At 61.7% G+C, this 15,118-nt stretch carries 13 protein-coding genes; 9 read left to right on the forward strand and 4 right to left on the reverse strand.

Translation table 11 applies throughout. The features are described 5' to 3' along the window. The first annotated feature begins 224 nt into the window (after positions 1-224). A complete protein-coding gene (gene pdxA / locus V5E97_RS32915; RefSeq protein WP_406695772.1) occupies positions 225-1,319 on the forward strand; it encodes a 4-hydroxythreonine-4-phosphate dehydrogenase PdxA in 1,095 nt (364 codons plus the stop codon). Here pdxA and V5E97_RS32920 read toward each other — a convergent pair. From V5E97_RS32920 to V5E97_RS32930, 3 genes are all read right to left on the reverse strand, one after another. Continuing rightward, the gene (locus tag V5E97_RS32920; protein WP_406695773.1) at positions 1,294-2,547 is read right to left on the reverse strand and encodes a hypothetical protein; all 1,254 of its coding nucleotides are present in this window, start codon (positions 2,545-2,547) and stop codon (positions 1,294-1,296) included. The genes pdxA and V5E97_RS32920 overlap by 26 nt on opposite strands. Before the next feature lie 277 nt (positions 2,548-2,824). After that, positions 2,825-3,475 (reverse strand): hypothetical protein, encoded by a 651-nt coding sequence (locus V5E97_RS32925; protein ID WP_406695774.1) that lies wholly within the window; start codon positions 3,473-3,475, stop codon positions 2,825-2,827. An 83-nt stretch (positions 3,476-3,558) separates the two neighbouring features. Next, a complete protein-coding gene (locus V5E97_RS32930) occupies positions 3,559-4,653 on the reverse strand; it encodes a PfkB family carbohydrate kinase (protein WP_406695775.1) in 1,095 nt (364 codons plus the stop codon). 115 nt (positions 4,654-4,768) lie between these two features. Between V5E97_RS32930 and V5E97_RS32935 the strand changes: the two genes are divergently transcribed. Further along, on the forward strand, positions 4,769-5,650 hold the full coding sequence (locus tag V5E97_RS32935; RefSeq protein WP_406695776.1) for an MBL fold metallo-hydrolase: 882 nt from the start codon (positions 4,769-4,771) through the stop codon (positions 5,648-5,650). A 36-nt stretch (positions 5,651-5,686) separates the two neighbouring features. On the opposite strand, the gene V5E97_RS32940 is transcribed toward V5E97_RS32935, so the two are convergent. Further along, on the reverse strand, positions 5,687-5,992 hold the full coding sequence (locus V5E97_RS32940; RefSeq protein WP_406695777.1) for a Rieske (2Fe-2S) protein: 306 nt from the start codon (positions 5,990-5,992) through the stop codon (positions 5,687-5,689). A 144-nt stretch (positions 5,993-6,136) separates the two neighbouring features. Between V5E97_RS32940 and V5E97_RS32945 the strand changes: the two genes are divergently transcribed. The 7 genes from V5E97_RS32945 (at position 6,137) to V5E97_RS32975 (ending at position 14,941) form a co-directional block, all read left to right on the forward strand. After that, positions 6,137-7,060 carry an NHL repeat-containing protein gene (locus tag V5E97_RS32945; RefSeq protein ID WP_406695778.1) on the forward strand — a complete coding sequence of 308 codons (924 nt, stop codon included), beginning with the start codon at positions 6,137-6,139 and terminating at the stop codon, positions 7,058-7,060. A gap of 29 nt (positions 7,061-7,089) precedes the next feature. Continuing rightward, a complete protein-coding gene (locus V5E97_RS32950; RefSeq protein WP_406695779.1) occupies positions 7,090-10,161 on the forward strand; it encodes a glutamine amidotransferase in 3,072 nt (1,023 codons plus the stop codon). A 56-nt stretch (positions 10,162-10,217) separates the two neighbouring features. Then, positions 10,218-11,252 carry an AAA family ATPase gene (locus tag V5E97_RS32955; RefSeq protein ID WP_406695780.1) on the forward strand — a complete coding sequence of 345 codons (1,035 nt, stop codon included), beginning with the start codon at positions 10,218-10,220 and terminating at the stop codon, positions 11,250-11,252. Between the two features lie 39 nt (positions 11,253-11,291). Next, positions 11,292-11,654 carry a hypothetical protein gene (locus tag V5E97_RS32960; protein ID WP_406695781.1) on the forward strand — a complete coding sequence of 121 codons (363 nt, stop codon included), beginning with the start codon at positions 11,292-11,294 and terminating at the stop codon, positions 11,652-11,654. Positions 11,655-11,752: 98 nt separating this feature from the next. Next, complete coding sequence (locus V5E97_RS32965; RefSeq protein WP_406695782.1) at positions 11,753-12,646, forward strand: DUF58 domain-containing protein; 894 nt, start codon at positions 11,753-11,755, stop codon at positions 12,644-12,646. Positions 12,647-12,670: 24 nt separating this feature from the next. Next, positions 12,671-12,796, forward strand: coding sequence for a hypothetical protein (locus V5E97_RS32970; RefSeq protein WP_406695783.1), 126 nt, complete (start codon positions 12,671-12,673; stop codon positions 12,794-12,796). A gap of 21 nt (positions 12,797-12,817) precedes the next feature. After that, positions 12,818-14,941, forward strand: coding sequence for a vWA domain-containing protein (locus V5E97_RS32975; protein WP_406695784.1), 2,124 nt, complete (start codon positions 12,818-12,820; stop codon positions 14,939-14,941). The last annotated feature ends 177 nt before the right edge of the window (positions 14,942-15,118 follow it).

Raw genomic sequence — 15,118 nt, forward strand, 5'->3', positions numbered from 1 at the left:
TCGCTTGAAACGCACATTAATGTTTGCACTCGTTCTGCTTGCCATCCCGCTCGGTTGTGGAGAGTCGCCTGCCTCGCACCGGGTGCAGCGGACGTCCTCCAATGATGTGGCGACTGGAACTGAAACGGGGAATGCCCGGACGAAACCGCCGCGAGCCATCGCGACTCATTGATTGAAGGTGGCCTCATTGAGCCTTCTGCCAGGTAAGCAGGGAGAGGGATGTAATGACTCTGCAAGATGACAGGCCACTCGTGGCGCTGACCATGGGTGACGTGGCGGGGATCGGGCCCGAGGTCATCGCCCGGGCCTGGGGCGATTCTCCACTCCGGGCCCTTGCGCGTCCGTTCGTGGTTGGGAGTAAGTCAGTCCTCGAGCGAGCGCTGGCCTGTGTCGGCGGGCAGGCGGTCGTGCAGTCCGTCAGCCGGCCCGAAGATGCGCGGCCGACGGCGAGGATCATCCCCTGCCTCGAAGCGACCGATGAGGACGTGGCCGACATCGCGCCGGGACTGATCGATCCTCGGGCGGGGCGGGCGGCCTACGACTATTTGATCACCGCGGTCGACCTGGCGCTCGCCGGTCGAATCGACGCGATCACAACGCTGCCGCTTCATAAGGAAGCCCTCCGCGCCGGCGGAGTGCAGCACCCGGGACATACCGAAATCCTCGCCGAGCGTTGCGGCGTCGTCGATCATGCGATGATGCTCTACATTGGGCCACCCGTGGGGGCTGAAGGCACGGGACTCGGGGTCGTTCACGCCACCCTGCACGTTCCGCTCCGTAGCGTTTTCGACCTTCTGACAGTCGAGGCCGTGGAGTCGAAAATCTTGCTTGCCGACCGGGCGATCCGTCCCTTGACGGAGGGCCGACCGCCTCGCGTGGCCGTGGCCGCGCTCAACCCACACGGCGGCGAGGGGGGACTCTTCGGTGATGAGGAGGAGAGGGTCATCGCCCCGGCGGTCGCTCGCGCGGTCGAGGCCGGAATCCATGCGATCGGGCCGATCGCCAGCGATACCCTCTTCGTCCGTGCGATGGCCGGCGAGTTCGACGCGGTCGTGGCCATGTACCATGACCAGGGTCACGTGGCCCTCAAGACGATTGGCTTCGACCGCGCAGTCAACGTGACGCTCGGGCTCCCGATCATCCGGACCAGCGTGGCGCACGGTACCGCCTACGACATCGCCTGGAAAGGACGAGCCGAGACGTCGAGTCTGATCGAGGCGGTCCGGGTCGCGGCGCGACTCGTGGCCGGTAAGCGATTCGCCAGCCCCGTGACCACTTCGATCGAACCGAGCGTCAGCGGCGGGCGACCTCGACGTTGACCCAGGCGGTTTCGAGCGTTCCCGGCCAGATCGAACGAATTTCAGGATCACCCCAGCCTCGGTCGGGATCGGCCTTCAAAATGGCCCGAACTCGCCGAGTGCCGGGTCGGTCGATCACATCGTGAGGAACGGCTTCAATCGGTCCCAGCGGGAACCTGCGGACTTCGGCCGGCGATTCCGGGGTTGCGCCTTGCCCGCTCACGACGACCGCGCCTCCTGGAAACCGACCCGAGACCCCCTCGATCTCGATTTCCACCGTATGTGCCAGGTCGCATGGGAGCGGGGTCATCACCCGCAACTGTGGAGCGTTTCGGAACGCGAATTCCTCGTTGAGCGGGAGGTATTCCACCGCGTTCGACTCGTTTGTCTCGATCGACTCGAGTTGAACGGCCCGCGCGAGAGCCGCTTCACGCGACGCGTCGGCCAGGGTGAAGAGCGCCTCGGGCGTGAGGATCGAGTCGAACTCGATGTGAAACGGAATCTGGGGGAGGTCGAGCTCCCAGGCATCCGTGAGTTTATGTGTCCGAACTCTGGTTTGAAGGACGAGTCGGTGCGGGCCGTTAGTGTCGAAGTCGCCAGGGATCAGGTCGAACTTTGCGAGGCCAACCCCCGCCTTCCATGAGGTGAACGATTCGTGAGCCGCGCGACGCGTTCCCATGATTCGGTGGGACCATTCCAGATGCTCTGGTCCGACCCCAACTCCCCCTTCGATGAGGAACGGAATTCCGTAGGAGACAGTGATCGGAATCGCCCCTTGAATCTGTCTCGGGTAGCGTCGGCGTGCTTGCCAGGTCGTGGTAAAACCACGAAGGAGCAGGGCTTTCTCTTCCTCGACGATCAAGTTGTCCTGCGCCCACAAGACGGCCAGCGCCCGGCCCGCGGCCCATCGGAGTGATTCGGTCTCGGCGGTTGTCAGGATCCTGAACAGTTCCATCAAGGGAGCCCGCCCGTGGCCCGAAGCCGCGTCGATGGCTTCAACCGTCAGATTGGGTTCGCCGAGGCGCTCCACGATGGCGCGAGCACGCCACCATTGGAGCAACTTCCTTCCCCCGCCGAGGAACAGAGCTGACGCCAGTACGAGGAAAACGGTGTTCCTCGGCTCTCCCAGCCACCGGCTCCAGCCGCGCGGGACGGCGGACGGATCGGAACGCCGGCGGCTCTTGCGAATCGGAATTTGGCCTGTCGCCGCGACCGGTAGCGTGGCGACAATTCGACTCCCCGGGGTCATGATGCGCGTTCCCCTTCGACTTCGGATGGAGAGTGCCAAGCACTCAAAAGGCGAGCGAACGCCACTCTAGGGGTACCACGAGTTCGCTGCGGCAGAACCGGTGGTAATCCAGGGGCATTCGGTTTCCGACCTCACAACGGCCTGCCGGTTCCTCTGTTTTTTTTGTCTCGGGCCCCGGGTTGTGGCCCCGAACGGACGCCGCTTGCCTGGTTGAGGCGGAACCGGCTTCGAATCTCTGGTGCCCACCTTGCCTGTGCGGTTCCATCGACGAACCGCATTAGATTCCCCTTCGGGGGCGGGGCGTGGTCGCTGGAGGAGCTGCTTTCTCTTCGACGGCACCTTCGGGCATTTCTTCGATGATCGTCGGGTTACGAACCTTGGCCCCATCGACGAGTCCCAGGGCAGCGCGAACCTGCTCGAGTGCGTCCTGAACGTCGTGGATCTCGAGATGGAGCTCGTGAACCTCGGCCTGGACTCGTTTCAAGGGGTCGTCGGAACCTTGGTTATCGGTCAGGATCAGGAGGTTATCTTCGGGGACGACGCGATAGGTCAGACCGACCTGGTCGAGCAAGAGTTTGAGCCCGGTTTTGAGTCGAACCCCTTTCAGATCGAGTTCGACGCTCTGGTTCCTCGGCACTTGTTGCCTGGCGAGTGCGGCGAGATCGAGGACGACCGGCGCATTCAGGCTGCGGCGGAGATAGCGGCAAACCTCTTCCAGTGATGTCGGGTCGCCGAACGGCAGGTCGAAATCACGCTCCAGGGCATCGAGAACGGAGTGCGAGGCCTCGCCGCCGTTCACGGCCTTTGTCGCGGCGACTACAGGGCCGTCCGGACCTTTTGAGTCTTGAGCCCGGAGCGACAGCCGGGCCGAGGTCGCCAGGGCGACAGCCACGAAGGCGAAAACCAGCCCTGAACGTATCACTCTCATCAAGGGTCTCCTCCCCTAAAGCGTCGTTTCCCGTTCGAGCGTCGCCGCATTGTAGCGGAGATCCAGGCCCGCGTCTTGAGGCCTCAGACGACCTGCCCCGCAACCAGGGCCGCATCAATCTCATTGGGCGCTGGAAATCCGAATTCCAGCCGATCGAGAACGAGCGCCGCGGCTGCCGAGGCCCGTACCGTGGCGTTTCTGACGAGTGATTCTTCGGCCACTCCAGGGGCCCAACCTCCCTCGAGCAGGCTGTTGACGAGCGTCGCCGCGAAGGTTTCTCCGGCCCGGTTGGTGTCGCGCGGCGGTTGGTTCCTTGGAAATGCGGGAATGCGAAGCGAGACCGGCTCCCCCACCGGGTTCGTGAACCGGACGACGCACCCCTCGGCGCCCTCGGTGATGGCGAGTATCGAAAGTTTCCAGGCCACCTGCTCTCGGTCGGCCAGTTGGTCCCACTCGTGGCGGTTGCAGCTCAATATGTCGACGGACTCCGCGAAATTCGAGATCGGGCAATCTCGATCGATCATGTTTCTCATGGCGGGTGCAAAGAAGCGAACGGCCGCTCCGGGGGCACTGAGCGCCTGGGACGCGATCCGATTTGGCAGCCCGGCCACGACTCTGAGCTCGCAAGGCTGATCGATCCAAGGGGCGAGAGAGGTCAATGCCGCATGGCAGCCTCGGAAGCCGATCGGCAGCTTGTCGCCGAATTTCCCGCTCGTGATCAGCAGTGTCCAGTCAGCCGGATGTTCCGGCAACCGGATCGGACGATGGGTGATCTCGTGTCGTGCGAGTTGCGCGGAAATGATCTGACTCGTTTGGTCGTCCTCACTTCCGAGCGCACTGATGAGGTCACCTCCGAGCGCCGCGGCATATCCGGCCCCCATCCCGCCGAGATCGTCGCTCCAGGAAACGCCCCGCACCTTCCTCCGCATCGACGAAGTGGGAGGAGTGATGACCTGCGCGAGGGCGATCTGACCCGTCGGCCCCGGCCAGTCGGCAGGGAGCTCCAATTCCATCAACCCTCCGTCCGGATCGATCAGGGAGAGCCCGGGGCCGAACCTGATCTGTCCGTCAACGCTCTGATCGAGGGGGCCTCCGAGTTCCGATTCGAGGAGGGGCTGATCCACTCGTAAGACCCGATCGAGATAGGCCGGGCCAAAGACCAGCGTCCGTCGTGCCATCCTGAGTGACCTCCAAGAGCCGCAGTCTCGTCGTAACGCCGCCGCGTTGATTATACTGGGTGGGAACGCGAGCGAGAGCTTTGCAACGGGTTGGTTGGGAAGGAGTGAGGATCAGTTGAGTTCGGATCTCGATACGACGGTGGAATCGCTGGACCATCCGGTCGACAATGCCCCGGTTCGTTCCCTCGTCCACAAGGGGCTGACCGTCGAAGGATACTCGCGCGCCGCTGTCCAGACTTATTGGCGGATCCCTGAACTGAAGCTGGGCTTTGACCTCGGAGGTCAGCCCTGGTCGTTCATGTCGACGCCGACCTGGTTCCTTTCGCACACCCACCTCGACCATATCGCGGCGCTGCCGGTTTATGTGGCGCGACGGCGGATGATGAAGATGGAGCCGCCCACCATCTACCTGCCCGCCGAGGCGATCGACGCCGTCGAAATGCTACTTCGAGCGTTCCAAAAGCTCGATCGCGGGCGATTGCCCGCCAAGCTCGTCGGCGTTGTTCCTGGCCAGGAGATCGAGCTCAGCCGTGAGCTGGTGGTGAAAACGTTCGCGACCAAACACACGATTCCCTCCATCGGCTATCTCGTCTACGAGCGACGACGGAAACTCAAACCGGAGTACCACGACCTGAGCGGCGAGGAGATTCGCGATATCCGGCTGTCGGGCGTGGAGGTCTCGACCGAAATCCGGATGCCGAAGATCGCCTACCTGGGGGATACCGCACCCGCGGGGCTCGACGTGCTCCCCGATCTCTATCACGCGGAGATCATCATTCTCGAGATGACCTTCGTCGCGCCGGGGGACCGCCCCTCGCTTATCCACAAGTACGGACACACCCACCTGGATGACATCATCGCCCGCGCGGATCGGTTCGAAAATGAGGTGATCATCGCCTCCCATTTCAGCACCCGACTCCACCCAGACCAGATCCAGCGAATCGTCGACAAACGACTGCCGGACTGCCTGCGCGGCCGACTCAAAGTCTGGCTCTGAGTGAGAGGGAAGGCCGTCGAGGGGGATGAGCCTCGATCAGACCTCGACCCAGACTTCGTCACCACGGACTTCGCACCGGAATCGATGCAGGGTGTTGCCTCCCATCGTCGTGCAGCGGCCGGTTGCGAGCTGGAACCGCCAGCGATGGAGAGGACAGACCGCCTCCCCGTCCTCGATCCATCCCTGTCCCATCGACCCGTTGGCGTGAGGGCAGCGGCCAATTAGTGCGTGGAACCGACCGCCATCATTGAAGATGGCAATCCCAAGCCCATCCACCTCGACGGGTAAACCTCGTCCTTCGGCCACGTCATCGACATCACAGACCTTGGAGAAAGATGCCATGCAATCACGCTCTTTGACATGAAAGAAAGAGGACTGAAACGAAGGGCCTAGGACTTGCGTCGGAGACTAATCTCTGATTACAGTTTAGCGAACCAGTCGGCCGACTCCCTCCCAACCGACCTTTTTGATTGAGACATCCTTGGCATGAGCTGTCGTCATGGTGTGGTCTCCTGGCTGAGTCTACTCATGGCCGTCGGCTTTTCGGGCTGCGATGGCGAAGCAAGCTCACGTCCGGACCTGGTCTGGGGGATCCACGGAACGCGACCGGGCTGGTTGCACAAACCCAGGGCGGCCGCGTTCGATGGTCAGGATCGGCTCTACATGGCCGATCTTACTGACCGAATTCAGGCCTTCGACCGCAATGGGAAATACATTCTGGGGTGGCGAACGCCCGACTTCAACGTTGACGGGCCGAGTGGTTTGACCGTGGACCGGTACGGCAGGCTACTCGTTTCGGACACCCATTTTTATCGCGTGCTGGTTTACTCGCTCAAGGGCGAGCTCTTGTTTCAGCTCGGTGACGGGGTGCAGGCGACGACCCCGGGGCGATTCGGCTATCCGACCGACGCCGTGATCGACCGAGCGGGCAATTTTTATGTGGGCGATTACGGCGATTACGACCGGATCCAGGTCTTTTCTCCGGAAGGCAAGTGGCTTCGCCAGTGGGGAGGGCACGGCTATGCGCTGGGGGAGTTCCTCAAGCCCAGGGCCCTGGCCATCGACGACCAGGATCGGATCTATGTGGCCGATAGCTGTAACCATCGGATCCAGGTCTTCGATACGATGGGCAAGCTTCTGTTTCATTGGGGAACGCGTGGTGATGCCCCTGGGCAATTGAGCTATCCCTACGACCTGGCGATCGGCCCTGACCATGCTCTCTATGTCTGCGAGTATGGGAATCACCGCGTCCAGAAGTTCAGCCTCGAGGGTCAATCACTTGGGGTTTGGGGGAGCGCGGGGCGCGGGCCCGGTCAGCTCTATAACCCGTTCGCTCTCGCCATTGACCACACGGGCGCGATCTCGGTCATTGACTCGAACAATCATCGCGTGCAGCGGTTCCGTATGTAAGTGGGGTAACGACGGAGGCGTAGGCCACGATGTTCGGAAAACTCTCGGTCTCGGTAGGTCATCCCTGGTGGTTGATCCTGCTGCCGATCCTCATCCCGCCCCTGGTTTTGCTCAGCTTCCGAAGCCTTTCGGGCCTGGGATCGGTTCGTCGAATCGTTGCCATTCTCTTTCGGTCTGCGGTGGTGACCCTGATCGTGCTAGCGTTGGCCGAGCTCCAGATGGTTCGGCGCAGCGATCGACTGACAACAATGTTCCTCCTCGACGGGTCGCAGAGCGTTCCCCGCGAGCTCCAAGGGCCCGCGCAGGATTACGTCACGGCCGCCTCGAGGAAGCGTCGGAAGGATGATCTGACCGGGGTCATCGTCTTCGGCAAGGCGCCGAGCGTCGAGTCTCCTCCGGCCCCCACCGAGATCAATCTGCTCGGAATCGAGAGCTCGATCGATTCCGAATACACCGATCTGGCCTCGGCAATCAAACTGGCGCTGGCGACGTTCCCGGAAGATACTGCGCGGCGGATCGTGATCCTTTCCGACGGCAATGAGAACCGAGGCAACGCGATCGAGCAGGCCCTGTCCGCCAAGAAGCTGGGCGTGCAGGTCGATACCGTGCCGCTCGAATATCACTATGACCGCGAGGTCCTGGTCGAGAAGGTGTCGATCCCCCCCGATGTGAAGAAGGGGGAAACGGTCAACATCAATGTGGTCATTCGCGCCAGCGAGCCGACACGGGGGACCTTGCAGATTTTCCAGAAGGCCGACAACTACCGCGCGCCTGCCCCCGGCAATGAGACTCCACAACCGGTCGAGCTCCAACGCGGAATCAACGTCTTCAACCTGAAACAGCAGATCAACGAGCCGAACTTCTACACGTTCGCCGCCGAGTTCGTGCCCGAAAAAGGGAGCGGCGACCGCCGCGCGATCAACAACGTCGCCGAGGGCTTTACGCACGCTCGAGGGAAAGCGCAAGTCCTCTTGATTGAGGGGACCGCGGGCGAGCACGTCGAGTTGATTCGAGCCCTTCGTGAAAAAGAGATCGCGGTCACACCGTTGGTCGCCCCTCGGGTCGACGGATCTGGAGGGGTCGGGGGCGATGCCTTGCCGACCGACCTGGCACAGCTTCAGCCTTATGACTCGGTGATTCTGGCCAACGTTCCCAAAGAGTCGTTTACCGAGTCGCAGCACCAGATCCTGGAGTCGAACGTCCATGACATGGGCGCGGGTTTGGTGATGATCGGAGGACGCGACAGCTTTGGCGCGGGGGGGTGGATGAACACCCCCGTGGAGAAGGCGCTCCCGGTCGACATGCAGATCAAGGCGCTCAAGGTCCAAGGGATCGGCGCCATGGTCATGATCATGCACGCCAGCGAGATTCCCGAGGGGAACTACTGGCAGAAGGTCGTCGCCAAAGCCGCCTTGAACGCCCTCTCAACATACGATTATGCGGGGATGCTTCACTGGGAAGGCCAGGAAGCCTGGCTCTTCACGCTCCGTTCGATTGGCAGTGGCCGCCCCATCATGCTTCGCGCGATCGATCGCATGACTCCCGGCGATATGCCTGACTTCGACCCTTCGCTCCAGTTGGCCATGAAGGGCTTGATGCAGGTCAAGGACGCGATGACCCGGCACATCGTGATTATTAGCGACGGCGACCCGACTCCGCCGACTTCGGCGGTGATTCGCCAACTCGTCGCAAACAAGATTACGGTGACCTCCGTGCTGACCGCGGCCCATGGCAACGACTTCGGCGCGCAGAGCACGATGCGGAACCTCGCCAATCGGACCAAGGGGCGTTTCTACAACGTGACCAACCCCAAAGCGCTTCCTCGCATTTATCAGAAAGAGGCGAGGACGATCTCCCGTCCATTGATCTTCGAGCAGGGAACTCCCTGGGCTCCGAAGGTGAACTACCTGAGTGAACCGGTCATCGGGTTGCCGGCCGAAATTCCCCCGATCAACGGACTCGTTCTGACCAGTCTCAAGGAGAACGAGCTGGTCGAGGTTCCGCTGACATCCCCGTTGCCGACCGGCCAGGTCAATCCGCTGCTGGCACACTGGACGTACGGCCTGGGTCGGTCCGTGGCCTTCACATCCGACGCGGGCAGGCGCTGGGCCAAGGAATGGCCCGACTGGCAGAGTTACGCAGCCTTCTGGTCGCAGATCATCCGCTGGTCGATGCGCCCGGTCGACCGTGGAAATCTCACCCTCACCGTCAGGCGTGAGGAGGGGAGAATCAAAGTCGTCGTCGATGCCCTGGATAAGGAGAACCAGTTCCTCAACTTCCTCCAGATTCAGGGGAACGTCGTCAGCCCCGACCTCAAGCGGTCGTCGGTCGAGCTGGTGCAGGTCGCTCCCGGGAAATACGAGGGGACCGTCGAGGACGCCGAGGCCAGCGGAAACTACTTTGTGAACCTGGGATACCGTGGCTCGGAAGGGATTCAAGGAGTGATCTCGTCCGGGGTCTCGGTCCCCTATTCCGACGAGTACCGCGAGCTCCGCTCGAATCCGGCGACGCTCGAAAACATCTCCAGCCTGACCGACGGCCAGGTGTCGACCTGGAAGTATTTTCCGGACGGACGAGTCGACCTGCAACGGACAATCGACTCGATCGATCACTTCCGTCGCGATGCCACCCTGGTCAATCCCCGCTCTTTTGCCGACCTCTGGCCCACCCTGCTCTGGTTGGCGGTGGTCCTGTTCCTGGGAGATGTGGCGGTGCGTCGGGTGGCACCGGATATCGACCGGATTCGCAAGTCGGTGGCCGACCAGTGGAAGAAGCTGCGCGGGCAGGAGGTTGCTCCTCCGGTTGACTACATGGAGAAGCTCAAAACGCGGAAGGCCGAGGTCGGGGAGCAACTTGACCGTTCCCGAGCGGCCGCGCGGTTCGAGGCTCCGCCCCCTTCGGAAACGGTCGCGGCCGGCGAACCGCTCTTGCAAGAGAATCGGCCAACCGAAGCGAAGCGGCCCGCGAAGTCGACCCCTGATGCGCCTGGACTTGGTCCCGATGCGTCGAAGGCCGCCGAGCCCGAGAGCTATACGAATCGGCTTCTCAGGGCCAAGCAGAAGGTCTGGGAAGAACGCGAAAAGAACCAGGACAAGCCCTGAGACCATCAACCAGGTCGGTGGGCGACGCCCACCCTCGATTTTGAGGACGTACCACGATGTCGACTGCCGAACCTGCCACAATGGAAGCTCATGCCGAGGAATTTCGCACGGCCTACCACCGGGTGAAGTCCGAGATCGGCAAGGTGATCGTGGGCCACGACGAGATCGTGCACGGTGTGCTGACCTGTCTGTTCGTCGGTGGCCACGCGTTGCTTGAAGGGGTTCCCGGCCTGGGGAAGACACTCCTCGTCCGAACCCTGGCCGACTCGCTTTCACTCGACTTCAACCGGATCCAGTTCACCCCCGACTTGATGCCGGCCGACATCATCGGCACGAACATCGTGATGGAAGCTCCGGACGGGCGGCGAGTCTTTGAATTTCAGCGCGGACCGCTCTTTTCCCAGATCGTCCTGGCGGATGAAATCAATCGAGCCACGCCCAAAACCCAGTCGGCCCTTCTGGAAGCGATGCAGGAGCATTCGGTCACCGTGGGGGGGCACATTCACAAGCTGAAAGAGCCCTTCTTTGTGATGGCGACGCAGAACCCGATCGAGCAGGAGGGAACTTATCCCTTGCCCGAGGCTCAGCTCGACCGGTTCCTGTTCAAACTGGTTGTCGGCTACTCGACCCGCGACGAACTGAACGTCATCCTCGACCGGACCACGCGCGGTGAACGACCGCAGGCGGAATCGGTCATCGACGGCGAGACGCTCATCCGGATGCAGGGGCTGGTCCGACAGGTGATCATCGCGCCTCACGTGCAGGATTACGCGATCCGACTCGGACTGGCCACTCACCCCGAGGGGCAGTTCGCTCCCCCGGTCACGAACCAGTACATCCGCTGGGGCAGTAGCCCGCGCGGCGTTCAAACGCTGGTTCTCGCGGCCAAAGTCCGCGCCTTGCTCGACGGACGGTATAATGTCAGTTTCGAAGATCTGCGTCGGGTTTACTTGCCCGCGCTACGGCACCGCGTGCTCTTGAATTTCGAGGCGCAGGCCGAAGGAATCGGCTCGGACGAGATCCTGCTCAAGGTACTCGCCGCGGTCCCGGAGAAAGCGGAGGAGACAGCGCCTGTCGCCAAGGCGGGCTGACGGTGACGGAGGAGTCGACACCCTAGGAGATCGCACCCCATGTACGACATTTATAATCCCCCCCCTGCCCCCGTGGCCTGGAATCCCCCCCAGCCCGAACGCCTTTTCTATACCCGTGGAGACCTGACCTGCCTCGCCACGCTTTGCGCCACTTTGTTTGCCGCCTCGATCCTCATCTGGAGTTCCGAGCCGACGGTGGCGTTCATCACGGCCTTGGGGGGAAGCCTTGTAATTCTCGAGAGCTGGTTCACCGCGCTCGGTTTCATGCACCGTCGCCGTTCGCTGAGCGTGAAGGCGCGTTGGACCATCTTCGTCGCCGCCCTGGTCCCCTGGTTGGTCGGCCTTGGAATTGCCGCGACCTTGATGCTCGGTCTCTTCTACGTCTCCGACTGGTTTAGCTGAGCGAGTTCCGAACCGGAGTCTCGGGAGGACCGGGGGGCGTTCCCCCTCTCCTTGGACTCCTCCGTGAATGAAGCCATCCTCCAGGGATCGAGTCGCCGATGCCGGAAACCAAGGTCACTCCCCTGCTCGACCCCGAATTTCTCCACAAGCTCGAACATCTCGAGCTTGTGAGTCGGAAAATCTTCGTCGGCCGCATGAAGGGAGAACGAAAGAGTAAGCGGCGAGGCTCGTCGGTGGAATTCGCCGACCACCGCAACTACTCGATCGGCGACGACCTCCGGCATATCGATTGGAACGTCTACGGCCGGCTCGACAAGTTGTTCCTCAAGCTCTTTCTCGAGGAGGAAGATCTTCACTTTTACACGTTGCTCGATACCAGCCTGTCGATGGACTTTGGCGATCCCACCAAGCTTCAATACGGCAAGCAAGTGGCGGCCGCCCTCTCCTTCATCGGCCTGGTGAATCACGATCGGGTGCTGCTCGACACGTTCAGCTCGAAGCTCGACGGCGGAATGCCCAGCATTCGCGGTCGATCGCAGATGTGGCGCGTGGTGCAATATCTCGATCAGTTGAACGCCAGCGGTTCGAGCAACCTGACGGCCGCCGCCCGCGCCTTCGCGATCAAGCATTCGGGCAAAGGCGTCGTCGTCGTGATTTCCGACTTTCTCGACAAACGGGGCTACGAGGAAGCGCTCCGTTATCTGGTGGCCAGGAACATGGATATCTATGTCATTCATGTCCTCAGTCAGGAAGAGGTCGAGCCCGAACTCGTGGGCGACCTCAGGCTCGTTGACTGCGAGGACGAGGATGTGGCCGAGATTTCCGTGAGTGCCCCGTTGCTGAAACGGTACAAGGATAACCTCAACGCCTTCGTCGGCGGGCTCAAGGACTGGTGCACCAAGCGGGGAATCACCTATATTTTTACGACGAACCATAATCCGTTCGACAAACTGATTCTGAACTACCTCCGCGAACGCGGGCTGGTGAAGTAAGACTTCTGGCGAGGCTTGTCTGTCATGGTGAACGACCCTTGGGTCTTTTTCGGAGTGTCGGGAGCGATCGTCGCCTACCTGCTTTATATGATGATTCGAAGGCGCAAGGGGGAACGGCCCGGTTCGTTGGACCGGGAACCGGACCTCTGAGCCCGGACGGGAGACGGCGGAATGAATTTCGGCAGTCTGAGCGGCTTGAGCTCCAACGTCCAGTTCGCGACTCCGCTCGGGGCGACCGCCTGGGCGGTACTCGCGGGAATTCCCGTCGGGATCGTCGCGCTCTATTTTCTCAAGCTCCGTCGTCGCCCCGTACAGGTGCCCAGTACGTTGCTCTGGAAACGGAGCATCGAAGACCTGCACGTGAACAGTCTCTTCCAGCGCCTTCGCAGGAACTTACTGCTCTTCCTCCAACTCGCGGCCGTCTTGCTAGCAATGCTCGCCCTGACGGGGCCGAGGATCAAGGGGACGTCCGCCCAGGGACAGCGGTACGTCCTGACGATCGATAACTCGGCGAGCATGTCGGCCACCGACGTCAAACCGTCGCGCCTTGCGATCGCCAAGATCGATGCCAAGAAGGTCGTTGCCTCCATGGACTCGGACGACCTGGCGATGGTGATCGCCTTCTCTGATGGTGCGAAGGTGATCTCGAGCTATACGGGAGATCGCCGGCTACTGGCCCAGCGGATCGACTCGATCCAACCGACCGAGTCGGCCACCTCCCTTCGCGAAGCACTCCAGGTTGCGGCCGGCCTGGCCAACCCGTCGCGCCAAAAGGACGTGGGGGAAGGGGTGGTGGCGACGCAACTCGTCGCGCCCAAGTTGAAGATCTACACGGACGGTGGATTTTCCGATGTCGAGGGGTTCAGCCTGGGAAACCTCGAGCCCGAAGTCATCGTGATCGGTCCCCCGCCTCCTCCGGTTTCCGCGGCGGCCGATCCCAAGCCTTCATCGCCCGCCCGAACCAAGACCGCTTCGGACAATGTCGCCATCCTTGCGCTTCAGTCCAGGCGAAATGATGAGCGTATCGATACGTACCAGGTCTTTGGGCGAATCCACAACTATCGTGGCCAGCCGGTCGAGACCGAGGCCCAGCTTCTCAGGCACGACCCGAAAAAGCCTGGCGAAAAGGGAAACCTGATCGACGCGATCGCCCTGAAACTGGCGCCGCAGAGCGATCAGTCGTTCAAGTTCGAACTGCCCGACACGGGGATGGCGGAACTCGAGGTGAGGCTGCTTGTCGAGGATTCGCTGGCGCTGGACAACCGAGCTTTCACGGTGGTCGGCAACCCTCGCAAGGCGCAGGTTTTGGTCGTGACGGCCGGCAATCGCTATCTGGTCGATACGTTGCGAACGCCGACCGCCGTCGAGCGCGCGGACGTCACGGTCGTCGCCCCCGAAGAGACCAAGTCCGACGCCATCGCCCGCGACCTTCGGTCGGGTCGTTACGACCTGGTGATCTACGATCACTTTCGCCCTGAGACGTCTCCCGAGGCGAATGCCCTCTATTTTGGCGTCCTACCTCCCGGGCCTGCGTATGCCAAGTCGAAGATTCAGGAGCAGCCGATCATCCTCGACTGGGATGTTTCCCATCCGCTCATGCAATACGTCCGTGACCTTCCGACCGTGGCGATCCTCAAGGCCGTGACGGTCGAGCCTCCTCCCGGTTCGACGAACTTGATCGAAGGCAATCAGGGACCGCTCGCGTTCGTGGCCCCGCGTGAGGGTTACTCGGACGCCGTTGTTACCTTCGCGCTCATGGATGGCGAAAAATTTAATACGAACTGGTATCGAAATATCAGTTTTCCGTTGTTCCTCTTCAATAGCCTGCAAGTGCTGGGGAACGCTCGCGAGTCCGCCGGCGATGATATCCATCTGCCTGGCCGCCCAGTCGTTCTTCGCGCGGAGTCGTCTAAGGGGCAGATCAAGGTCACGTCGGCCGACGGCAAGAAGGTCGAGACACTGTCTCGGACGCTCCAGGGAACCTACGTGGACGACCAGGTCGACGCGACCGGGATTTATCACGCCCGTTGGGAACCTGACGGTCTGCTTGCCTTTGCAGTCAATCAGTTCGACGCCCGCGAGAGCGACCTGGCGACGCGCGGCCTGGTCCCTGAAGGTATTCCGCCAGATTCGACCCTGGCCGAAAGCTACAAGATCAAGATCGGCTACAACCCTGTCTCCGGCACGCGGAACCCGCGGCCTATTCGCAAAGATTGGTGGAAGCCGATTGCGGCGATCGCGCTCGGTATCGTTCTTCTGGAATGGTACATTTACAACCGACGCGTGTATGTGTAAGTGCTTGCGAATCAAGGCGAATTTGTCAATCGGTGAATCGACGCAGGCTAACGAGCCTGACGCGTTTCGAGTACGGAACTCGTCGTCCTCAGGCTTCCCTCGATAGCTGGTTCACATCGGTCTGCTGAGAGACTCTACCGACGGTGGTTTACCGTCGAGTGGGCCCGAGGCGAGGTG

Origin of the sequence: Singulisphaera photorubra, from assembly GCF_045290345.1 — a bacterium.
In the GTDB taxonomy this organism is placed as follows: Bacteria; Planctomycetota; Planctomycetia; order Isosphaerales; family Isosphaeraceae; genus Singulisphaera.

Excerpts from the sequence above, each read along its gene's own strand:
- V5E97_RS32920 (WP_406695773.1), bottom strand. The coding sequence starts at position 2,547 with ATGACCCCGGGGAGTCGAATTGTCGCCACGCTACCGGTCGCGGCGACA.
- V5E97_RS32940 (WP_406695777.1), bottom strand. The coding sequence starts at position 5,992 with ATGGCATCTTTCTCCAAGGTCTGTGATGTCGATGACGTGGCCGAAGGA.
- V5E97_RS32950 (WP_406695779.1), top strand. The coding sequence starts at position 7,090 with ATGTTCGGAAAACTCTCGGTCTCGGTAGGTCATCCCTGGTGGTTGATC.
- V5E97_RS32960 (WP_406695781.1), top strand. The coding sequence starts at position 11,292 with ATGTACGACATTTATAATCCCCCCCCTGCCCCCGTGGCCTGGAATCCC.
- V5E97_RS32955 (WP_406695780.1), top strand. The coding sequence starts at position 10,218 with ATGTCGACTGCCGAACCTGCCACAATGGAAGCTCATGCCGAGGAATTT.
- V5E97_RS32970 (WP_406695783.1), top strand. The coding sequence starts at position 12,671 with ATGGTGAACGACCCTTGGGTCTTTTTCGGAGTGTCGGGAGCGATCGTC.
- V5E97_RS32945 (WP_406695778.1), top strand. The coding sequence starts at position 6,137 with ATGAGCTGTCGTCATGGTGTGGTCTCCTGGCTGAGTCTACTCATGGCC.
- V5E97_RS32965 (WP_406695782.1), top strand. The coding sequence starts at position 11,753 with ATGCCGGAAACCAAGGTCACTCCCCTGCTCGACCCCGAATTTCTCCAC.
- V5E97_RS32975 (WP_406695784.1), top strand. The coding sequence starts at position 12,818 with ATGAATTTCGGCAGTCTGAGCGGCTTGAGCTCCAACGTCCAGTTCGCG.
- V5E97_RS32930 (WP_406695775.1), bottom strand. The coding sequence starts at position 4,653 with ATGGCACGACGGACGCTGGTCTTTGGCCCGGCCTATCTCGATCGGGTC.
- pdxA (WP_406695772.1), top strand. The coding sequence starts at position 225 with ATGACTCTGCAAGATGACAGGCCACTCGTGGCGCTGACCATGGGTGAC.
- V5E97_RS32925 (WP_406695774.1), bottom strand. The coding sequence starts at position 3,475 with ATGAGAGTGATACGTTCAGGGCTGGTTTTCGCCTTCGTGGCTGTCGCC.